The organism is Paenibacillus planticolens (genome assembly GCF_013141725.1).
Lineage (GTDB): Bacteria > Bacillota > Bacilli > Paenibacillales > NBRC-103111 > Paenibacillus_E > Paenibacillus_E planticolens.
The window spans coordinates 1-23,599 of sequence record NZ_WHNZ01000022.1 but is presented as its reverse complement, the minus strand read 5'-3'; the positions used below and the strand labels follow the sequence as shown (position 1 = coordinate 23,599).

At 48.4% G+C, this 23,599-nt stretch carries 14 protein-coding genes; 8 read left to right on the top strand and 6 right to left on the bottom strand.

Annotated features, from left to right (window positions below):
- Nucleotides 1-60 precede the first annotated feature (60 nt).
- The gene (locus tag GC097_RS11360) at nt 61-10,290 is read left to right on the top strand and encodes an S-layer homology domain-containing protein (RefSeq protein WP_171683424.1); all 10,230 of its coding nucleotides are present in this window, start codon (nt 61-63) and stop codon (nt 10,288-10,290) included.
- 59 nt (nt 10,291-10,349) lie between these two features.
- Here GC097_RS11360 and GC097_RS11355 read toward each other — a convergent pair whose 3' ends face one another.
- Nucleotides 10,350-11,540 carry a YibE/F family protein gene (locus GC097_RS11355; protein WP_171683423.1) on the bottom strand — a complete coding sequence of 397 codons (1,191 nt, stop codon included), beginning with the start codon at nt 11,538-11,540 and terminating at the stop codon, nt 10,350-10,352.
- Nucleotides 11,541-11,734: 194 nt separating this feature from the next.
- Here GC097_RS11355 and GC097_RS11350 point away from each other — a divergent pair, with 194 nt between their 5' ends.
- From GC097_RS11350 to GC097_RS11320, 7 genes are all read left to right on the top strand, one after another.
- Nucleotides 11,735-12,769, top strand: a complete 1,035-nt coding sequence (locus GC097_RS11350) for a HupE/UreJ family protein (protein ID WP_171683422.1) — start codon at nt 11,735-11,737, stop codon at nt 12,767-12,769.
- A 136-nt stretch (nt 12,770-12,905) separates the two neighbouring features.
- On the top strand, nt 12,906-15,128 hold the full coding sequence (locus tag GC097_RS11345; protein WP_171683421.1) for a fibronectin type III domain-containing protein: 2,223 nt from the start codon (nt 12,906-12,908) through the stop codon (nt 15,126-15,128).
- 258 nt (nt 15,129-15,386) lie between these two features.
- Nucleotides 15,387-16,586: an MFS transporter gene (locus GC097_RS11340; protein ID WP_171683420.1), complete on the top strand. Its 1,200-nt coding sequence runs from the start codon at nt 15,387-15,389 to the stop codon at nt 16,584-16,586.
- A gap of 19 nt (nt 16,587-16,605) precedes the next feature.
- Nucleotides 16,606-17,724: an AAA family ATPase gene (locus GC097_RS11335; protein WP_171683419.1), complete on the top strand. Its 1,119-nt coding sequence runs from the start codon at nt 16,606-16,608 to the stop codon at nt 17,722-17,724.
- A gap of 134 nt (nt 17,725-17,858) precedes the next feature.
- Nucleotides 17,859-18,818: a vWA domain-containing protein gene (locus GC097_RS11330; protein WP_171683418.1), complete on the top strand. Its 960-nt coding sequence runs from the start codon at nt 17,859-17,861 to the stop codon at nt 18,816-18,818.
- Nucleotides 18,819-18,862: 44 nt separating this feature from the next.
- The gene (locus tag GC097_RS11325) at nt 18,863-19,222 is read left to right on the top strand and encodes a GIY-YIG nuclease family protein (protein WP_171683417.1); all 360 of its coding nucleotides are present in this window, start codon (nt 18,863-18,865) and stop codon (nt 19,220-19,222) included.
- 88 nt (nt 19,223-19,310) lie between these two features.
- Nucleotides 19,311-19,790, top strand: a complete 480-nt coding sequence (locus GC097_RS11320) for a DUF6530 family protein (RefSeq protein WP_171683416.1) — start codon at nt 19,311-19,313, stop codon at nt 19,788-19,790.
- Between the two features lie 580 nt (nt 19,791-20,370).
- On the opposite strand, the gene GC097_RS11315 is transcribed toward GC097_RS11320, so the two are convergent.
- The 5 genes from GC097_RS11315 to GC097_RS11295 all read right to left on the bottom strand — a co-directional run.
- Nucleotides 20,371-21,042 carry a class I SAM-dependent methyltransferase gene (locus GC097_RS11315; RefSeq protein WP_171683415.1) on the bottom strand — a complete coding sequence of 224 codons (672 nt, stop codon included), beginning with the start codon at nt 21,040-21,042 and terminating at the stop codon, nt 20,371-20,373.
- Nucleotides 21,043-21,120: 78 nt separating this feature from the next.
- Entirely contained in the window at nt 21,121-21,801 is a 681-nt protein-coding gene (locus tag GC097_RS11310; protein ID WP_171683414.1) for a DUF4386 domain-containing protein, read from the bottom strand.
- A 5-nt stretch (nt 21,802-21,806) separates the two neighbouring features.
- Nucleotides 21,807-22,034 carry a helix-turn-helix transcriptional regulator gene (locus GC097_RS11305; protein ID WP_171683413.1) on the bottom strand — a complete coding sequence of 76 codons (228 nt, stop codon included), beginning with the start codon at nt 22,032-22,034 and terminating at the stop codon, nt 21,807-21,809.
- Between the two features lies 1 nt (nt 22,035).
- Nucleotides 22,036-22,482: a hypothetical protein gene (locus GC097_RS11300; RefSeq protein ID WP_171683412.1), complete on the bottom strand. Its 447-nt coding sequence runs from the start codon at nt 22,480-22,482 to the stop codon at nt 22,036-22,038.
- 190 nt (nt 22,483-22,672) lie between these two features.
- The coding region (locus GC097_RS11295) for a cohesin domain-containing protein (protein ID WP_171683411.1) at nt 22,673-23,599 on the bottom strand (927 nt) is incomplete at its 5' end.

The window sequence follows — 23,599 nt, the reverse complement described above, 5'->3', positions numbered from 1 at the left end:
CTGTCTTGAACGGTTTTTGGGCTGGATATGGTTATGTATGGAGACTAGGGAGGACATTTCATGAGTAAAGTTTTTTCTAGAAAAAGCTTTAGACTTGGCATTCTTATGCTGCTGCTATTGCTTACGTGGGGAGTACTGCTGGTGCAAGCGGATACCGACAACTGGACGGATCACGCCGACACAGCCTGGTATGACAACTATTCCAATTACACGACATTTACGATTGACTCACCTAACAAGCTTGCGGGTATCGCCAAGCTTGTGAATAATGGAACGACGGATTTTCGGGGGAAAATTTTGGCGGTCGACCGAAATTTGAGTTTGTCGCTATACAACTGGGTTCCGATCGGAACGCAAGACCTGCCGTTCAGAGGAAGTCTTATCGCTAGCATCGGCGGACCTTTCACCATCTCCAATATTGCCGTAAGCGGTAACTATAGCTACGCGGGCTTCATCGGCAATATGGAAAATGCGACGGTGGGGGGCTTGGTACTGTCCGGAAACATAGCCGTCAATCCGACGGATGAGGCATATGTAGGAGGCCTTGCCGGCCGCGTCAAGAGCAGCGGCGGGAATAACAGCTACATTTATGATGTTTCCACGAATGTCAGCCTGAACCTGACAGTCACTGGAAATACGTATGGCTATGCGGGCGGGATTGCCGGGTCGGCTAGCGGGACGTTCAACAATGTTGTGAACAGCGCTCCCGTTACCGTTACCGTTACCGGCGCGACCTACCAAGCCGGCGCCGGAGGCATTGCGGGGAGCACCGAGGGGGCGCTTACGCTGAAGTCGGCAAGCAATACGGCTGCTGTTTACGTCAAGAACTCCGGAGCCGCAGCCGCTGGCGGGATTCTCGGTCAGGTGAATACCGGCTTGTTGATGGCAGAGGGCAACACTTTCATTAAAAACAGCGGAAGCGTCAAAGCAGATGGGACAGTCGCTTATAGCGGAGGAATTATGGGGCACCTGACTGCGGCAGCGGATTCGGTTACCTTCTCCGATCAGACGGCAAACTCAGGGAGTGTGCAGGTAAACGCAGCCAATTCCACGGAGGCGTATGCCGGGTCGCTGACAGGCTTGTTTGAAAAGGATTTGAACCTCAGTTTTAATTATGTCAATGCCGGTCCGGTCACGAATCAGGCGAAGGATCTGGTTTATACGGGCGGTTTAGCAGGTCGAATAAAGGGAAGCCTCACTGTGAGCCGCAACTTTACCAATACAGTGGATATTCAAGCGGCGGCTTCCGGTACGAAGAATGTATATACAGGCTCTATGGCCGGTTATGTCGACGGGAATATTTCCGCAATATCCGGCTTCCAGATTAAAAATCAAGGGAAATTAACGGTGTCCGGCAGTGCTTCCAACGTATATACAGGGGGATTGTTCGGGGCTGCTGGCGGACAGGTCGCCTTCGGCAGCACGCAGCAGGGAGCATACGTCAACAGTGGAGACATTACTGTAACTGGAAAGTCGGATATTTATACGGGAGGAATTATTTCCAGTCAGGCTTACACGCAGGCGGCTAACAACGTATCGAATACAGGTAATATTACGATAACGGGAGATAAAGCTTTGTATACCGGCGGCTACATCGGCAAAATAACGGCAGCCGGGGCCAATCTCTCGAGCGCTCAATACGCCAAAACGATTCGTGTTAATGGAGCTGTCGCGCAAAATACGGATTTGGCTTCAGGCATATTTACCGGCGGCATTGTCGGGCTTGTTGAACAGGTTGGAACCATAGACGGCGCCTCTTTTACAGGGACGTTAGCAGTGGCAGGAGGAGAATACACCTATACAGGGGGGATTGTCGGTTATTTGGGGGCCGGAACGATTTCTGGCGCCAAGGCGGGAAATACCGCCGCAAGTCAGGCCGCCATCGACTCCTCAGGGGATGCGGGAGGCATCGCCGGCTACGCAGCGGGCAGCATCCAGTCCTCTGCTCCTGAGTATATAGCCATTCGTGCCCAAGGCCAGAACGGGCTTCTAGGGAGAGTGGGAGGTATAGTCGCGGAGACCACCCCGACAGCGATCATTGGAAGCGGGGAGTCACCTATCGCGGTGAAGCATGTGAGTGTGACTTCGACCGCAGACAAGACCATGCTCGGAGGCGCAGTAGGTGAAAACCATTCGGGCAATGTATATATATCGATGCCTTTGACAGATGCCAGCGAGCTAAAGCTGCAATCCAGCGGGGCTGACTCCATCATCGGAGGTGTATTCGGCAAAAACAGCGCATCGCTTGCCGCTGCGAATCTTCCAAACATTCGCAATATCAAGCTTGCTTCCAGCGGTGCGCGCGCACAAGTGGGAGGCATTATCGGGCAGAACGTCGGAACGCTTAACCGTATCGCAATTCTGAATCCGGATATTGCCGCCGAAGGGCAGAGCAGTATCGCAGGTCTTCTCACCGGCCGCAGCACCGGCAGCATCGTGCAGCCTAAAGTATTTAGCGAGGATGGCCTGAATCCGAAGCTGACGGTGAATGGACCGCAATCCGTGGCTGGAGGTATTGCGGGAATATTGGAGAATGCGGCGATATCCGGCAATGGTACGGACCCGGCAGTTGCGGGAGCGCTTATCAATGCCACTGGGGATGGCAGTATTGCGGGAGGCATTGCCGGTCAAAGCATCCTCTCCAATCTGGATTCTGTCGTTAGTGGCAGCCCTGTCATCACGATTAGCGGCGCCGGTTCTACGGCAGGAGGTATCGCCGGGGAATCGATGGGAGCCGGTTATCATATTCAGAGCAGCATCGTTCAGAAGTATTTACTAATTACTGCAACCGGTGCTGCTTCCAAGGTGGGAGGCATTGCCGGACATACGGAAAATGAAATCATCAATTCTTCCATAGCCACTGAGGATGGGGAGTACGCCATTCTCAAGGTCGGCGGGGCGAATTCCCTTGTCGGCGGCATAGCCGGCAAGACAGCAGGCGCCTCCATCAGCGGGAATGCCCAAGACCATAATGTGGAGAACGTGCTCATCCATCTCCTGGAAGCTGCTGATGGAACAACGGCTGGAGGAGTTGTTGGCTGGAATGAAGCGACCCCGGTCCGCAGCTTGTATGCCGTCAACGTGAAGATTACGGACAACGCTCCGAACTCTACAGTAGGCGGATTGGCCGGTTACCACAAAGGATCAAGCACCGCACTCATTGCCGATAACTATATGTCGCCGATCATCATAACGGCCAACACTTCGTCCGGCAATTCCATTCTGGGCGGCCTCGTCGGTCTGAACGACACCAGAGCCGGAGGGATGGACAACGGCGACCCGAAGGCGACAGCGAGTTCTATTCAGAATAACAGGAATCTCGGCAGTTTGACGGTGAACTCATCTGACTCCAAAGTTGGCGGTCTTGTAGGAGAGAACCGTTCGGTGATCGCCAATACAAGCATTTCCGACGGCTTCCGCGTCGTCTCACAGGGCAGTCAAAACACGGTAGGCGGCCTTGTCGGGCTGAATGCCAAGACGGTATATTACTCATTCTCGAATGCGACATTGACCTTGGGAGGCAATCGCACGAAGGCCGGAGGACTTGTCGGTGAGAACACCGGACTTATCGCCTCCTCTTACTTGAATAACGATATTTCCGCCGACATTAGCGGAACCGGGACTGAATTCGGTTATTTGGGCGGATTGATCGGCAAAAACAGCGGTGCGGTTGACCGGTCTTACACTTCATCCGTTGTTTCTTCCAATGGGGCCAATGCCATTGCAGGCGGTCTTGTGGGTTGGCAGGACAGCGGCAGCGTAGACAGCAGCTACACGGCGAAAAATGTGCTGGCCAAAGGCGCCAATTCCTTCGCAGGAGGCTTCTTCGGAAGAATTACCGGCGGAACCGCTAAAGACAGCTATTCGGCAGGGCAAATTTCCGGAGAGAACGGCGCATATGCGGGCGCCTTCGCCGGCAGATACGATACGGCCAATAAGGAACTGCTGGAAAACAACTATTATGTGAAAGATGAAACTTTAGGAATCAACAGCGGGCTGCTGGACTTTGCCGCAGGAAACTATTACGAGCTGAAGCACTATAGGCGTCTATCTCCTATACTGTCCAGCAGTCTGGCAGACAGGGAGGCTTTCAAAGTTTTGTCGGGCTGGGACTTCAGCAGCCGGAATAAAATATGGACATACGGCACGACCCATGCGGATTATATGTATCCCGAGCTGGTGCTGGAAGCCGGCAGCGGGGGAGGTCCGACACAGCCTGAAATCAATGTCAATATCAGCTGGTATACCCAGCATAAAGAGGATCTGCGTTTCTTCATCGGCACGGAAGCTGAGCTTGCGGGACTTGCGGCCGTTGTCAACGGCAGCGTGACGGGACTTCCGCAATTCGATTTTGCCGGAAGAGTCGTGGAGATCACCGCTCCGATCCGTATTCAGTCCGCTCAATGGACACCGATCGGAAACAGCGAGCAGCATGCCTTTGAGGGAAGCTTTAACGGCAAAAACTATTTGATCAGCGGTTTGAGAGTGGATAAGCCTGATTTGGCCGGCTTATTTGGGGTAGTAGGAAGCGGCGCAACCATCAGCCAAGTCAAGCTGGAGCCGGTTTCGGTAACAGGAGCAAGCCGCGTCGGCGCGCTGAGTGCATGGAATAAGGGGCATATCACCAACGTCAATATTACCGTACCGGCAGGAGGTTATTTGACCGGAGGGATGTATACAGGCAGTGTTGCCGGGGAGAGTCAGGGAACCATACGGCAAGCTGTTGTTAACGTGGATGCCACCGGGGAAATCCGCTCCTTGACTAGCGGCGCAGCCGTTGGAGGCGTGGTCGGATACGCTTCGGCAGGAAGCCTCGCCGACACGACGATTACCATGAATGGCGGAGTTATCAAGGGCTTAGGCTCCGGCAGCAATACGGGAGGCGCCGTGGGTATCTCAAGCAGTGATCATACGCTGAGCGGCATCAGCCTCCTCGCACATAATGATGGTATTGCCAATCCGGTGAATATTACGGGCAATGGCAATGTGGGGGGCATCATCGGAGCCAAAACGGGTAAAGAATCCGCCGTGTGGGACATCTCTGATGTGACCGTCGAACAAGCGGTCATTTCCGCAGGAACCGGCGGCAATGCAGGAGGCGTTGCCGGCAGCCTTGATAAATCCGCTCTTCTGAACGGCGTTTTCAAGGGGACTATCAAGTTGAGTTCGGATGGCGCAACCGTGGGAGGCATCGCCGGCAAAAGCCTTGACTCTATTATTTACAAAGGGACGGCAGTCCCCGATATCACCCTTTCTATGTCAGCCGGAGCAAGCTTCGTGGGAGGCATTGCGGGGGTCGCTGAGACAACGGCGGATACGGCTTTCGATTTTGGCCAGATGCTTCCTTTGTATAGGGGAATCACGCTCTCCAAAGCGGAAGGCGGAACGATTCGAATCGTGGGGACAGGCAATCAAGCCGACGTTTCGGTCGGTGGTGTTGTCGGCATGAATAAGTCGTCCTCCCTTTATTACACAAGCGCCGCTTCGGGTATCGAAGCTTCAGGCGTGAAAACGGCCAATATCGGAGGGATCGCAGGCTGGAACCAGGGGGACATCATAAACGGGGTTTCAACCTCCGCCATTACGGCTTCGAACTCCAGCATTTATAATGCGGGAGGTATCGCCGGACTTTCGTCAGGCGGCCGGATTGTCTATTCACAGGCAAATGCCGGCAGTGCCGTGAATATAAGCGGGACGGTGGGTAATTCTGGCGTTACTACTGCTGCCCATACGGGGGGCTTTGTCGGCAGGCTGGCGGATACGATCATCCGAAACTCGGTTTCCGATTCGATCGTGCGGGTTGCCAGCGATAACCCTTACACGACGCTGTACACGGGAGGTTTTGCCGGACTTTTGGAATCCGGCGGTATTGGCAGCGGATCGATTGAGCGTGCTTACGCGAAAAATTCCGTTACCGTTTCCGGGAAGGCGGGCTCGTACGCCGGCGGCTTTGCGGGGGATATCGATCACTATACCATTCAGGAGGCCTATGCCTCGGGAACCGTTTCCAACATGGCCTTTGATGCTAGAAGCGGCGGCTTTGCCGGCATGATCGATCAGGGCGCCGTGATTGCCAAAGCTTATGCTGCCCAAAGCAGTGTGGAGGCCATCGGCACAAACGGAGCCACACGGGCGTATGCGGGCGGCTTTGCCGGGTATAACAACGGCAGTCTGACGGAAACGTACGCCGCCGTAGGACACACGGCTTCTCTGGCCAACGGCTCCAATTCCTATGTAGGCTCCTTCATCGGCTATAACTTCAGGGATGGCCAAGTGAATAACTCCTATTATGAAGGAGATACGGGGATCGGCCATGGAACGGCAGTGCAGGGCCTTACTCGAGCCGACCTCTCTGTGCAGGAAAGCTTTGCCGGATTGGATTTTGCCACAGACCATGCTTACTGGGCTTATTTAGAGGGAAGCAACGGCGGCAAACCTGTACTGAGGAACGTTGCCAGCTGGACATTCGCACCGGATATGTCGTTTATGATGGAGGCGTCCTCCGCTGACAATCTTGTCATTACCAGCGAGCAGCAGCTTGGAGGCGCGGTGGCGCTGCTGAATGATTCAGATCTTAGCTTCTATCGTCTGTATCATAAAAACGCCGCACAGAAGCCAACGGTATCGAAACTGACGTTGGGGCGGGATTTGAACCTTTCCGGCGCCTTATGGATTCCTTTCGAAGCGTTCACGGGAGGATGGGACGGCGGAGGTAAAAAGATCGCCGGCTTAAGTTATGGCGGAAATGGCATAGAGAACTTCGGCTTTGTGAGAATCAATAAGGGGACAATCCGGAATACGGTCTTCGCTGACGCACGGATTACAGCCGGATCGAATGTAGGGATTGTCGCCGGAACGAATGCGGAGAACGGCGTCATCGCGGGCATCACCGTGAGCGGAAAAGTGTCCGGAAGCGGGGATTATGTCGGCGGCGCAGTAGGTAAAAACATCGGTGTCCTTAGCAGCGTCTCGGCAGGGAATCTTGAAATAAGCGGTCGGGATTATGTGGCAGGGATTGCCGGATCGGCGAAGCAGCTGTCCAATATTCAGGCAGGCCATATCTCCGTTACAGCCGCACATTATGCCGGGGGCATAGCTGGAGAGGCGGCAGCCATTTCTAACGTGGTTGCCGGGAACGTGACGGTCAAGGGCGAAAGCGCACTTGGCGGTGTGGCCGGAGCAGTGACTGGACCTGTCAGCGGCATTCGGGCGGGAAGTGTGACTGTAGAAGCGTCAAACGGGATAGCTGCAGGTGTTGTACCGGAAACGGACTACGAAATCAAAGATGTAGAGCTGATCGGTGTAGATATTAAAGGCACTGACCATATCGGCGGCATAGCCGGCAAGACGACGGCGATGATCAGCGGCATCACCGTGACCGGGAAGACAAAGATCGTGGCAGCAGAAGGTTTTGCCGGAGGGATAGCCGGATCGGCGAAGCAGTTAGCCAATATCCGGACAGGCGACATCTCCGTTACAGCTTCGCGCAATGCCGGAGGCATCGCCGGAGAGGCGGCAGGCATTTCGAACGTGGCTGCAGGGAATGTAACGGTCAAGGGCGAAGGTGATCTTGGTGGCATCGCCGGAGCGGTGACTGGACCTGTCAGCGGCATTCGGGCGACAAGCGTGACTGTGGAAGCTGCCAGCGGGACAGCGGCAGGCGTCGTGCCGGAGACGGATAACGAAATCAAGGACGTTGTGTTAAGTGGTGTAAACATTAAAGGCTTCGGCCATATCGGCGGTATAGCCAGCAAGACGACAGCAGCGATCATCCAAGTTTCGGTCCAAGGAGAGCTATCGATGAAGGATGGCGTGGCCGGAGGGATTGTCGGCAGGAATGAAGGCAGCATAGTCCGTTCCTACTTTAAGGGAGCAATATCCGGCGAGGGGCAAGTCGCAGGAGGATTGGCCGGCGAAAATATGGCTCGCGTTGAAGCCTCTTATGCGGTAGGGAGCATCGATATTAAAAAAGATGCCGCCCAGGTGAAGATTGGCGGGCTTGCCGGAACAAACGGCCCGGCGGCTGTCATAGAAAAAAGCTTTTCGAATGCAGAGCTTCATGCAGAAGCCGATGTTGTGAGCGCAGGAGGAATTGCCGGCGAAAACGAAGGAACTTTGCACGGCGTCCTGAACGCCGGGAATATTCATGTCTCGGGCCAAAGCATCACCCGGGCAGGGGGAATAACCGGATATGCACTCGCGGGCAGCATCAATAATGTTCTGAGCTATGGACAGGTCGAAGGAGCAATAAACGGATTGATGATCTACAAGAAGACCTTCTATGGCGGGATTGCAGGCCAGGTCACGGATCAGGCATCCATTTCGAATGCTTTTAGCGACAGGCAGATGCTTAAGGAAGATATTGTTTACAGCAATAGCAGCGGTCAAATCGTCGGATCCATTCCAGGCAAGGCCGAGAATCTGCTAACCGGCTCTCTAATTAAGGGGGCGCTGTATGAAGGCTTGGATGGGACGATCTGGAAGGCTTCGGACGGATTCTATCCTCAGCTAGCCCAGTTTGATAGCGTAGATTCGGCCAAGCTGGCGGCGGCGGCCGTTGTGTTGAATGAACATGATACAGCTTATCGTGTGAAATCCAGCTACACTTTAACGAACGACCCTTCCATTGTGTGGAAGACTGTGAATAAAGAGAGCGAAGTGCAGCTTATCGCATCTTTGCAGCAGGAGAGCAAAACCGTTACCGTGAATAAGAAGGCTTTGATGTATATCGATACAGCACATAATCCGACAGGATTGTCGAATACCACCTTCGAAGGTAAGGCCAGTATTACCTTGTCCGCTGATGAGCCACAGGGAATCATTTATTACACCTTGGACGGCAGCTTACCTACTGAGGCGTCACTAAGGTATAACGGACCTTTTGATTTAACAACGACTACAACCGTACAGGCGATTGTCATAGCTGAAGGTAAAAATGACAGTGAAGCTGTTCGGGCTGTGTATACGAAGAAGGAGATTGTTCCTGGCTTCGGGGGAGGCGGCGGGTTCTTTCCGCCTAGCGCTACGGCGAATGTACTAGTGAATGGCAAGGTCGTATCTGCAGGTATGGAAAACACCATATCCACGGGCGGAAGAGTAAACACGGTTATTACCATCCAAGCAGAACCGCTTAAGCAGCTGCTGCTTAAGGAGAAAGGCGACAATGCCGAAATCTCCGTCGTCTTCGATAAGAAGTCGGACATATGGACGGTAGAGCTAAACGACGAAGTGATGCGGGAGATGGGTGAACGGAAGGCCGCCCTCCGGCTTGAAATCGGCGGAGCCGTTTACCGTATTCCTGCCGTAGAGCTTGCCAAGAACGCTGCTTTGCAAAGTCTGAGCAAGCGAGCGGCATCAGGCGATGTACGGGTGCGGATCGAGATTGCCGCTCCGGAGGAGGCGAAAGCCAAGCAGCTTGAGCAAGCAGCTGCTAGCGGCGGATATTCGTTTGTCGCCCCGCCAATGGTATTTCATGCGTCATACATCACGGGAGATAACGTTGGCGAGCTCGGTCATTTTAACACCTATGTGGAACGAACTCTTATTCTTCCGGACAACGCACCGGACACCGGGAAATTAGCGGGAGTTACGATCACCACGGATGGAGCCATCAGCCCCGTTGCTACTCAAACCACCCGCATTGGCGGGAAAAGGGCTGTGGTGATCCGGAGCATGGCCAGCAACGGCACGTTTGCAGTTGTTCGTTCATCTGGAACGTCCTTCGGTGATGTAGAACAGCATTGGGCACAGGAAGCTATACGCGACCTGAGCTCGCGCTGGATGATCAGCGGCACAGGCGCAGGCAAGTTCGAGCCTGATCGCAGTATGACACGGGCGGAATTCGCAGCGATTGCGGTTAAAGCTTTAGGCTTGCCGGGCAAAGACGGATCGGCCGGCAAAGTGTTCTCAGATGTGAATGCGGCAGACTGGTACGCCCCTTATATCCAAAGGGCGTATGAATACGGACTGATTTCGGGACATGAGGACGGCACCTTTAGTCCGCTTGATACGATTAGCCGGGAGCAGGCAACGACGATCATCGCGCGGGCGATACACCTATCCGGCTTGGAGGTCCGTGTTACGGACGACGAGGCGGAGCAGCTGTTAGCGGGCTTTGCCGACGCTGGCCGAATCTCAGGCTACGCCAAAGCCGGCATTGCTCAAAGCGTCAAGGCGGGACTCGTTTCCGGGAAAGGCGATGGCATATTTTCGCCTGCCGATCCGATGACCCGGGCTGAAGTGGTGACGATCCTGCGTAAATTGCTGCAGAAATCAGCGCTTATAGATTGATCATAGAAAGACCTCCATCTACACCCTTATGGTGTCGTTGGAGGTCTTTTCGATTAACGCTACAAGCTAGGCATCGTCTCTTGCCTTTCTATAGGCTGAACCGACTTTTGCTCGAACTTTGGAATAAGGAATGAGGAGATATAAGCAACGATGGGCACAGTCAGCACGACCCCCATACATCCGGTTATCCCTTGAATCACTTCAATCGTCACCATATTCATATTGGCCAATTGAGTAAAAGACACTTTCATGGCATAGAGCACCATCAGCGTAAAGAGCGTAGTGCCTGTAAAGGCAAGGAGCAGGGTATTCGCCATTGTGCCCATCATATCGCGGCCAATATTGATGCCCGATACAAACAGTTCTTTTTGGCTAAGATTACGGTTCGTCACATATACTTCATAAACGGCTGAGGCGATAGAGATACCTACGTCGATAATGGCACCGAGGGTAGCGAGCATAATTCCTGCAAATAACAATCCTTTGAGCTGCATGCCGGTTTGTGCGGCAACGACAATTAAGACTTCAACTTCTTTCGTGTTGTATCCTGAAATTTGGACTAATTCACCGAAGATGTAGGCAAAGATGCCGGAAATGACGACCCCGATCATTGTTCCAAATATAGCCGCCAAAGATTTCGAACTCCAACCGTTCAATAAAAGCAAGGTGATACAGGTTATCAGGAGACCGACCACGACGGATGCAAAAATGGGAGAATAGCCCCTGTACAGCATCGGAATAAACAAATAAAAAATAAAAGCAAACGTACATAGGATGCCTGCGACCGACTTCAAGCCCTTTTTCCCGCCAATCGCCCATAGAACAGCAAAGAAGAGCAAAATCATGAAAAATTGAAGCGAGGCTCTGTAATAGCTGTATACCGTTACTTGATAATGCTTGGGATCGGCGGAGTCGACGTTCACGATGATGGTCTGATTTGCTTTGGCAAGAACGTTTAAGTATACGCTTAAATAGTTTGTAATAGTGTGAACTTCGCCTTTATGTTCCCCGGAAAGAATTTTGATCTCCAATTCTTGATAACCGTGTAACACTCCTTCGTCTGTCGAATCTTTCGTCAAATCTTCGCTGATGACCCTCAATACTTTTGCTTTTTCATAGCTTGCATAAGAGGTACCTCCTTGTTCGTTATACGTTTTTTCGGGAATCTGATTAAAAAAATACATAAAGACAGAGATAAGCAATAGCACTGCAATGAATAGAGCCGTTCTTACCTTACTGGATGCGAACATACGAAACCTCCATGGCATTTTTTGTAAAAAATACTTATAAGCTATCCTATCAAATGAATGTTAACGTGTTGTCAATGAAACTAGTAACTTGGGATAAAATAGCTTTTTTACAAAAAGAAAAAAAACTTATGCATCTGCTCGAATATATGAGAAGTAAAATATTCCCAAGAGAATCTATTTTGGGAGGATATGAGATGAGTACAAAAAGGATATTGTTGATCGTGTTCATGTTTGCGCTGTTCGGTTTGTGTACGCCCGTTTCATTGGCTCATGGCAATGACAGTTTAGCTTATTCGAATATTTCATTAGAGAATGGAAAAATCAAATATGTCTTACAGATTGATATGTATGATCTAAGGGTAATTGCAACCCCGAATGATCCGGACATCGGCATCTCGACGCCGGAAGCGTTGAATCGGTTCGTTAGCAATTCTAAAAAGGAAGTAGAAACTTATTTGCTGTCCAAAATTAAGCTTTATGCGGATAGTTTGCCGCTTGAAGGTAAGATGACAGGTCTTCGGTCCATCGAAATGGAGAATGAGGCTCAACCGTTTGCGGAGGCGGTACTGGAGTACCCGATAGGAAGTATCCCGGAGCATTTTGTTTTGAACTATGACTTGGTTTTTGATAATGACCAATGGCATATCAATTATGTAACGTTCTCGCTAGGTAAAATGCAGCAAAGCGCCGTGATCGTTAACGAACTGCGGGAAATTCAATTGGGCAGCATGAGCTTTGGACATGCCGTTCAAGTATTTTTCCTGCTAGGTTTGGAGCATTTAATGACAGGTTATGTTTATATTTTGTTTCTACTCGGCCTTCTCATAGGGATCGGCTCTGTAAAACAGCTTCTTGCCGTCGTGGCAGCATTTGCTGCCGCTCATTCCTTGGCCTTAATTTTGGCCGGATTCCATGTTGTGACGCCGCCTGTATTATTTGTAAAATCTATCATCGCGCTTAGTATTCTGTTTGTCACCTGGAACAACCTGTTTAACCGGAATAAAAAATATATGATCGAGTTTGCAATTGGATTTGGTTTGATTTACGGGTTCGGCAGTGCTGAATTATTGTCGGGAATGAGGGCGGACAACGGACTAAATACTTCTTCTCTTTTTGCATTTGCTATGGGCATAATTACCAGTCTGCTCTTGATGGTGCTGGTTATGTACCCTGCAATCCATCATATTCGAAGATTCAAATGGGCTAAACGTATTCGAATATCTCATTGAATGATGTTCCAATTATTTACAAACAATTCACTAGATTGCGACTCTCGTTTAACAAACTTCTATTATGATCATATCAGAGCCTTCATGAAATACCGCGCGGGTGAAGGTGATAATAGTTTAGGGAGGATTATATTGAATGTTTAGTTCATTTAGTCTGAAGAAACGTTCTGCCAAAATTAGTATTTTGGTTATGTCCGTATTAGTTGCATTACCCCTGATGTCCGATGGATTCGCAGGTTACGGAAACATAACACCGGTAGGCATAGTCAGCGCAGATGCAGTTACATACATTCCTAAGGACATAGCACTTAATCCCGGCACGGATGCAACTGAACTTCGCCTCACATGGTATTCTTCCATTAATCCGGTCGCCAGCATCGTCCAAATGGCTAAGAAATCCGATATGACTGACACCAATTTCCCCGCTGCAAAGGCAGTAGCATTTACAGGAACGGTTTCCCCAGCAGCTACGGTCGGAACGACGCTCTATTATTCCAATAAAGTAACGGTTACTGGTCTTCAGCCTTCCACACAATATGTGTACCGTGTTGGCGACGGTAATGATACAAATTGGAGCCCTGTCTATAACTTTGATACGCAAAGAACCGATGAGTTTAGCGTTATGTTCGTCGGAGACCCGCAAATCGGAGCTTCAGGCAGTGTGACCAAGGATACGGAAGGCTGGACAGACACCTTAAATAAAGCGGTTGCAAAATTGCCTAATCTTAGCTTTATTATGTCTGCAGGCGATCAAGTGGAGCATGCGACCACTGAAGCTGAATATGACGCGTTCGAAAGCCCTATCGTTCTTCGAAGCTTGCCGGTTGCAACCACTGTCGGCAATCACGATACCAACGTTAATTACAAATACCATTTCAACCAGCCGAATGAATCAACCAAATACGGCGTTACCAATGCCAGTGGTGACTATTATTACACCTATGGCGATGCGCTATTTATGGTTTTGAACACAAATAACACGAACGGGGCTTCGCACGTACAATTCATGAAAGAAACGGTTGCTGCTGTGCCTAACATGAAATGGAAGTTCGTCACGTTCCACCATGACATTTACGGCGCCGGGCCTCACTCTACGGAAGCTGTAATTACCGGCTTAAGAGCCGCCCTTTTCCCGACGTTTGACGAATTGGATGTCGATATGATCTTCATGGGTCATGACCACTCCTATGTCAGAACGTATGTGATGAAAGGCGATATTCCGCAGAAAAATCAGCTGATCGACAGCGAGGGACGAGTCGTCAATCCAACAGGTGCGACGTACCTTACGGCCAACTCAGCGAGCGGAAGTAAATACTACGAATTAATGACTACGCCAGAAATATATTCCGAGGTCAGAAGCCAGCTAAAAGTTCCGACCTTCTCGACCATCAACGTCTCACCGTCCAGCGTTAAGATCAACACGTACAGAACGGATACGATGGCAGTGGTCGACACTTATTCCATGGTAAAAGATCACGCCGCGCCAACCTATACGCTGAAGGCTAACGGGGCACCTTTCGTTGACAGCACAGTATATAAAGACAACCAGACTGTTTCGTTCGAGCTGAACACACAAGATCAAGAAACTAGTGTAGTCTCTCAATCCATTACGCTTGACGGCAATCCTTACACCAACGGAACGCCGATCGATTTGTCCGGTAAGCTGGGCGTCCACACCCTGAATATTACAGCGGCCGACTATGCCGGTAATAAACTGGATACGACATTGAGTTTTAGTGTGGTAGCTCGAGATGCTGTCACGTTAAATGCGACATTAACCGGAACGAGCAGCGTCGGCGCAGGGCAGTCATTTGGACTGAACTATGGTTTAACCGGTGTGACTCAACCTCTCTACGCTCAAGATCTGACCCTTACGTTTGATCCGGCGCAGTTCGAGCTTATCTCAGCAGAACCTTTAGTGAAAGATCAATTAACGGTGGTCACTTCCGAAAAAGCGCCTGGACAAGTTCGAATCCTACTGGCCAGCCTAGGCGGGAATCATGCGGTAAGTACGGATGGCGACTTGCTGAAATTGAATTTTAAAGCGAAATCGATCGCTCAATCGGTAACCGGAACTGTCACATTAAAGAACATTACGGTAGCAAATGCTAATGGCGTAGAGACGCCGGTAAGCGGCGCTTCGCAAAGCGTACAAATTACCGTAATCACGCGAGATCCGGGCGATTTGAACGGAGATAACAAAGTGAGCATCGGAGATTTGGCTATGGTAGCAGCTTGGTATGGTAAAACGTCCGCTGATCCGAACTGGGAGCAGTACAAAATCGCGGATATGAATAACGATGGCATCATTGACATCGCTGATTTAGCGGCAGTGGCGCAATTGATTCTTCAGAATTAAGTGTTAAAAATAGCGGAAGAAGGCTAAATAGCCTTCTTCTTTTTTTTGTTATCCAGCCCAATTTCGTTGAAACCGCGGTTGCAAAATTACGAATACCCCTAAAAAAGCGGATTGACGAACGATAAGAATCGATATATACTGACTTAGTAATTTAGTAAATTATTAGCGTAGTTGATTAGTAGAAATTCGCAATGGTGAGATGATCATCGAACGTCTGCGCAAATGATTAAAAAATATGAAAGGATTGGGGTTTTAAAAATGTTTTCCAATCGTTATGTTCGAACTATTATCCTTTCCCGCGTGTTTTTGCAGTTGGGAATTTGGATTCGGAATTATGCCGTACTTCTTTATGTTACCGATTTGACACAAAATAATCCGGTGTATGTATCACTGATCTCGGTAGCGGAATTCGCTCCGATCTTTCTATTCGCTATTATTGGCGGAACCTTTGCCGACCGATGGCGGCCGAAACGAACAATGGTATGGAGCGATTTGCTTTCCAGCTTGTCCGTTGTGGCGGTGCTGCTTGCCGTCATGAATGGCGGATGGACGGCACTTCTCATCGGATCATTCATTTCCGCCAGCCTGTCTCAGTTTTCTCAGCCTTCGGCTATGAAATTGTACAAACGGCACGTGCCTGGCGAACAATTGCAAGGCGTGATGGCCTTGTCCCAAACGGTTATAGCCGTGTTCACGGTTTTGGGTCCGGTCATCGGGACGTTTATTTTCTTACAGTTTGGCATTCATGCCTCTCTGATCCTAACGGCAGTCATGTTCCTTGGCTCTTCACTTGTTTTATCGTCGCTTCCCCGTGACGCGGAGGAGACAAGGTCCGGTGAAGTAGGTAGCTTCATGAAGGAGATGAAGGCGGGGCTGCGGTATATCGGGTCCAATCCATCCTTAAGAACGCTCAGTTTGACATTCGCAGCGATGGGATTGGGATCAGGACTGATTCAACCGCTTCAGATCTTTCTTGTCATGGAGAAATTGGGACAGAGCAAACAGTTCCTACAGTGGTTGGTTATGACCAATGGGGCAGCCATGTTGATTGGCGGTGCTGTCATCATGGGGATCGCCAAAAAGGTGAAGCCACAATTGTTGCTCATGGTGGGTCTGATTGTTACCGCAATTAGTACGGTTGGAATTGGCGCATCTACGATGATTTGGCTCACCATTGCACTTCTAGTGATCAGCGGTTTATTTTACCCAAGTATTCAAGGGGGAATCCAGACGCTTCTTGTGCGGAACACGGAAGGGGCCTTTATTGGCCGGGTATCGGGGACGATCATGCCTGCTTTTATGGGGATGATGGTGCTTGGCATGTTCATATCGGGCTATCTGAAGAATGCGCTATCCCTACTGGGGGTCTATGTCGTCAGCGGTGGTTTGATTCTGATCGGTGCGCTGCTGCTGCTCCCACTTATTGTTAAGAAAAAAACGAAAGCTCAAGGCACATGACAGATAGGAGGAGAAAGGAATGACAGATTTCGAAAAATATGTTTTGTCACCTGAAAGACAACTGACAGATGTAGAAAAAAAGCTTGTTTGGAAAAAGCCAATATCGCATAAGGTCAGCGAAGAAGAACAGCGCATTAGCAACGAAATAAAGCGCAACTGGCATCGCGGGGAAATGAAAATTGCCAATATTTTATTGGAAGGTGACGCCGGTTCCGGTAAAACACAACTTGCCAAAGCATTATCGGCAAATTTCGGGCTGCCTTATACGAAAGTAACCTGTTTTGCCGATATGGATAAATCGGATATTATTGGCGCTATTTTGCCAGTGATTTCTTCCGACCGATTAGAGCAATTGAAGCCTGCGGAGCAAACCGTTTTGAATGCATTGTATGAAAGCAATGGTTTTCAAAGCATAAGTGAAATTTTGATGGACGTACTGGGGATTACACAGGAAGAAGCCGCCTTAAAGATGAAGCAGCTGCTGAAACTTGCTTCGGAAAACAACGACGGCGAAGCGGTTGAGTACCGTTTTTACCCATCGGAGATCGTCAGAGCGTATCAAAAAGGTTATCTTTTGGAAATCCAAGAACCAAACGTTATTCGCGATGCTGCGGTATTGATGGCGTTAAACTCTGCCTTGGAGCTGGATGGCAGCATCAATCTTCCTACCGAAATCATACGAAGACATCCGGACTTCATAGCGGTCATCACAACAAACCGCAGTTATGCAGGGGCTAGGCCGCTTAACGAAGCATTGCGTGACAGGGTTCAGCACTCAGAAAAGATGGATCTGCCAACCAAAGAAGTTATGGTAGAACGCGCAATCTCCAAAACCGGATATCAAGATGAAAAGGTATTGAGCGTTTTAGCAGATATCATTATTATTCTAGACAAAACAGCCCGGGCCCATGCAATCAAAGGTGTGGCTGGAATGCGTTCGTTCTTCTACTGGGCAGATGCGGTTGCAGAAGGAGCTTCCGCCAAACAATCCCTGTATCATAAAGTCATCTATAAGATCACAACGGATTCCGAAGAGATTAAACTCTTGGAAGAAGCACTCGAAAAGCAAGGTTTGATGGCCAGCTTAGAGGAAGCTCCGTTTGAAGTAAAAAAAAACGAAATTGTAACGATGCCATAGAGATCAAGACATGGGGAGATATAGACGGCACCGATTTTGAAAATGATAACCAGGAAGAAGAAAAAGGTATCGCATTAAAAAAATCTGCTGATAGCGAAGAACATTCTACCCATGTTTGGGATGATTCTACCCAGATGGAACGTTCGGATTTTGGAGAAAATGGCTCTCCCCGATATCATCAGGCCAATCTTGAGCCCATGTTGGAGGATACGAAACAGAAAGATCGTGATTTCCGTAAAAAGCTGAATCAAGCAGCAAGGGAGATTGTGTCTGACTCCATTCATAAAAAAGTCAAGCTCGTTGTTCACCGTCCGGATTGCGATCAGGAAAATCAACAGGAATATGTCAGTCTAAGTCAGGGACTGATGCCGATCGTGAAGGAAATCGCTAGAAAGACACTTCCGCTCTTGGAACATGAAATGTCTTCCGAATTTGCGAGAAGTCATTATTATGGCAGCAAATTTCAGGCAGACAGCGTTGCCTACAGAGATTATCGGTATTTTGCTAAGAAACGCCCGCAAGCGGAGTCGCCTTCCCTTGTGGTTGGTCTACGGGTGGATGAATCGGCATCGATGTCAGCTTTCGGGAGACTGGAAGCAGCAAAGCGAGCCGTAATCGCGGTATATGAATATTGTCAACTATGTAATATTCCCATATTGATCTATGGGGATACGGCGGATGTCTCCAAAATGGAGCAAATGTCGATCTATGCGTATGCCGATTTTGATAAACCCGATTCTAATGATCGATTAAGGCTCATGCAGATGCGGGCCAGAAGCAATAATCGTGATGGAATGGCTCTTAGAATTATGGCGGAACGGTTAGCCGTTGCGCCGCAACAAACTAAGCTGTTGATAAGCATAAGTGACGGACAGCCCAAAGCAATGGACGACTATACCGGAAGTTATGCCGTTACAGATATGCAACAAACATTAGAGGAATATGAACGGAAAGGCATTACATTTCTGGCAGCCGCTATTGGTCAAGACAAGGATGTCATTAGTGAAATCTATGGGAATGAAAGATTTTTGGATATTACGAATCTACATGAATTCCCTGCCAAGCTAGTACGAATTATCGCAAGGTATTTGTAAATATCATAAATATGTATTCGATTCGATAGGGAGGAAAATCCATTATGGACAAAAGTAAGCGCAAAGAGCTTCTGGAGGATTATAAGCAGATCAAGGTTTATATGGGTGTCGCCCAAATCAAGAACAAAGTCAACGGCAAAATCTACATCGACAGCTATCCGAATTTGAAAAACAAATGGCTCACCTTGAAGATGCAGTTGGATGCCGGAAGATTCGCAAATGCTCAGCTCCAGAACGATTGGAAGGAATTCGGAGAGGATAGCTTCGATTATGAGGTGCTGGAACAGAAGGAAGCCGACAAGGTGACCGACATGCGCTGGGAGAAGAAACAAATCTTAAAGCCGTGGCTTGAGAAGTTACAGCCCTACGGAGACAGAGGATATAATAAGCCTCTTAAGGATTAAGCCGGATTGACTAACGGTGAAATTCAAGATAAGATGAAACCGTTGTTTAGTAAATTAGTAAATAGGTAAACGGAAAGAGGGAATTACAATGAAAATACCCACTACCTTGAAGCATAAACCTGTTGTCGTGTCGGAAAACTATGAGCAAATCGACGGCCGACTTGCCCGAAATACGGATGCAAAAGGCCTTTCATTAGGCTTAGCTCAGTGGAACGATAGAGGGAAGGTCGATATTTCGGCCAAAGTATGGAGATACACGGGAGAAAAATGGTCAAGACAGTCAGAAGAACTGCCTCTCCATCGTGTTCTCGATTTATCCATTCTGATTTGCCGAACACTGGAGCATTTTCGTGAAGCTTATAGATATGAAAATTTATATGACCCACAGGAGCCCGTCATTGATAGGGTTGGCCTGCAAGGTGATGCTATGACCGTGGCAATATGTACGGACAATGAGCGAATTAATGAAGATATTAAGCTATTCAATCAAGCTTTGAGCGACGACGATGAGCTGATCGGAGAGCGTCTGCGCACATTGTCAAAGATATTAAAGGATATGGGTTATTGAAATAACTGGAAAACCCACCTCTAAATGGCTCGAATGATGACCTTTTAGGATATTTAAAAGGAAAAACTCCCGTTAATTTGACTGGTTTTCGTAGATTCTCACGAAATCGGTGCAAATAGCGGGAGTTTTTCCGGCTAAATGGCTCTGACAAGCATCTGCAGTCCATTTAGAGGGAGATTTTTCTTTTACCCTCATATTCCCCTTGCGATATTCTCTTTTAACAAGCCAATTTTCTGTCTTTTATGGTAATAAACATAAGAACCTAAGATCATAATATAACCAAGAAGAAAACCCAATCCAGCCGAAATGCCGTCCACAGTGATGCTGGAATACATAGCGCCTGTCAAATCGAAGATCAAACCGGCATATGCCCATTCGCGCCTACACCCATAAATAACACTATTAGCACAGTAAAAATCCAGTAGGGAATCGTAATTTTTTTCATTGAATTTCAGCTCCGGTTAAGGAATATTTAAAATATATTTGATCCAGATAACCAAACGATTAGTGCGGAAGCATTAAAAAGAGCCCTAGAAGCGACTCTAGAGGCTCGTTTTTTTGCTATGTTTTTGTTTTTCTATCAGGCACTACCGGAGTTAAGAACCGTCTTTTTTAGCGCTGCTCGAAAACAATATAGTCCACCCCACAAGTCAGTTTTTAAAGCATCAGGCGGAAGTGTGAAGTCTGCTTCATGGCAGAATTCTAGCCCTGCGTTCTGAACAAATGACTGAAATTTGCTCAAGTCGATGGTTGGGTAGTCGAGTGTGAGGAGAATGATTCCGTAGTCTTTAAGCGTTCTTTTGAATTCCTCCAAGACTAACTGCATGTCTGCGAGATTCAAATGTTCGAAAACGGAAATACAAAATATTTTATCAAAAAAACAATTTGCGTAAGGAAGCTGAGTAAGGCCTGCTTGACTGAGATGAGTTTCCGTAAACGCACCCTTTTGTACAATCTCGGCTGCCTCTTCGTTAATTTCCATCCGAACGGCATCCAGAATGATGTTTGATGAAACGATGCGAGAGTCCCAATCGCAGGCATAAGCATGCATACATCTCCGACCAAGAACAAATTTAAACGGATGTGGGATTCCGCAAGCCGCATCTAATGCAGTATCGCTGGACTCTATGAAGGAAGCGCACCAGGCATACTCATAAGGTCTGCTCCACCAAGTCTCAGGTAAACGATAAACAAAATCTTGCTCCATTGGATCGGACTGCTTGAAGAAGCGGGATTGAAGTAGGGAACTCATCCGAAGTCCTCCTTTTATAGCATGACAGCTTTCTATCGTATTCGAGAACAAATTTGTCCTATTACCGAGTTTCCAAAATTAGCGAGAAATATCATTGAATCCTTTAACAAGCAGCCACACAGCGAGGATCATTTCATTAGCCGCAATTGGCAGCGCTAAAATAGCACCCCAAGCCGAAAGCTGTTCAATTACACCGAACATGACGAGCAAGGCGCAAAGAAAAATGAGAATGGAACCTGACATACCTAAGATGGGGATAAACCTGGGGACGAGCTTTGATTTATAAAAGATATAACTGTACATCATCGTATTGATGCCTAGCATGAAATTGGGGCCAAGCAAAAATGTCCAGTCATGCACTGCTTTTAGCAAAATGCCAGATGCTCGAAAAGAGGCGATATCCGAGGCTCCTGCCGCTACGAATTCCCGGCTTAAAGTCAGTAGGGACAGTACGCTGATCACACCGATAGTAATAATAACGGCTTCCATAAACCGAAAGCAAACATGCCACAGGGCGATGGTTTCATTGTATTTTCTTAATAATGGAAACATTGTAGTTGCAGTTCCGACCGCGGAAACGACAAGAATTAATTCCATAAGCGCTCCAAGTACGATCTGGCCCGCGTGTTCGGAACCTTGAATCAGGTAATTAGGATCGTTTAGGATTGGTTTGTATAAGAAAAGACCACCGATTACCGCCGTAACGGCTGCAAGGATAAACAATATTCCCACAATTTTAGAAGCCATTTTAACTGACATCCTATCTAACCTCCATCTTTTTCATCCTCATAAAAGAATACTTCTTCCAATGGCGAGTTAAAGGCACGAGCGATGCGAAAAGCAAGTTCAAGAGACGGTGAGTAGTTACCCTTTTCCAGGGCCACGATGGTTTGTCTTGTTACGCCTGCCTTGTCAGCCAATTGCTGCTGAGTCATTTCATCATGGTTGAATCGTAATTTACGGATGTGATTGCCGACAAGATTTTTGCCCATACTAGACTCCTTTCCGATAGTGATAAAGTTTCGTAATGGAGCCGGTCACATCGGAAAGGAATCCCGAAGCGATCAGGATCATGAACATTACGTGTAACGGCTGGTCGATAACAAGCGATCCCATAGCAAGAAGAAAACCGAGGATAAATACAGCGAAAGAATTTCGGAAGGCTTTCAAGTTAATCAGCTTATCCAGTTCATCTTCAAAGGACGGTTCCTTTTCCTTGGTCGTAATTCGAAAGACGATGTTAAAAATAATGCTGATCACGATGTGAGCGACGATGGAAACCATCGTCAAAATGAGGACGAAGGAACCCCAATAGTGTAAGGTTGAGGTCGACTCCGGCGCACCCTCGGGATACTTCGGGTACATGTACATACAATAAGAACCGAAAATGAGAATAGCGCTGATCAACGATAAGATGCTTTTCTTTTCTTGATAAGTCATGCTTCACACTCCTTTGTACGTTAACTTTTACACGATGTATAGTATTATATTCTCAATGTAATAAAAAATTTACACCATGTCAAGAGTAGTTTACATTTACAAGAAAGAAAAGGCCCGCTACAATACAAAATGTATCATAGCGGGCGTCATTCAGCTTAGCCTAGGCAACTTAAACGATTTACGGAGATTCTTATTGCAAAATACGTTGTGCAACAGCAGCCAAGTCTGTGAGATCAACCTTGCCATCTCGGTTATAATCAGCTCGTTTATACATTTCCCAATCTGGATCTGAGGAAGTTTTGCCATATGCCGCAGCCACAATCGCTAAATCGACTACCGTGAATTTTCCGTCATTATTCATGTCTGCCGGGTCAGAAGTGTAGACGGAAGATGTGAATGATTGCAGGGCTGCCGTCAGTGCCGTTATTGCTCCTGCGACTTCTGATTTCGTTGCATCTGGATTATTTGCTACATTATTGGCTGAGGTAATTGCAGCTTGCAGCTTTGCTTTCGAGCCAATAGGATATTGACCGGAAGAATAACCTTCTGTGGCTGCATCGTGCTGCGTTTGTGCATTATTAATCAGTGCTCTCAGTTCAGTCAAATCTACAATGGCTTTTACGAGAATGACTTTCGAACTACCATCGAGATTGGTTTCCTTTTGTAAGTCAGCCAGCGCAATACTTGAAAGAGCTATTGTGGTGCTGACATTATCGGCTGTTTCTTTCGCTTTCCAATGCAGCTTCAATAATGGACCATTCACACTGCCGCCGCCGCCGATATTCGCAGTCAAGAAGCGCAAATGGCCTCCAGCATTGGATTGTGCCGCAATCACGATTTTAGACTGTAAGGATTCCGCTGAAAGGAACTCCACAACGTTGGGATCGTAGGTGAAATTAATATCTTGGGCATATACACTTGTTACCACACTGTCCAATTCAACAGTTGCATCAAAGTTTTGCCCGCTGGTCACATTCGCCGGAACCGTTAAGGATGCAGAAGCTGCTGTCAAGCCATATACTCTAAGCTCGCGAATGGACCACCAGTTCGAGGCTGTGCCCGTTTGGATCACTTTGAAATACCGGACGGTTTGGGGTTCAAAGTTAACGGTAACGAT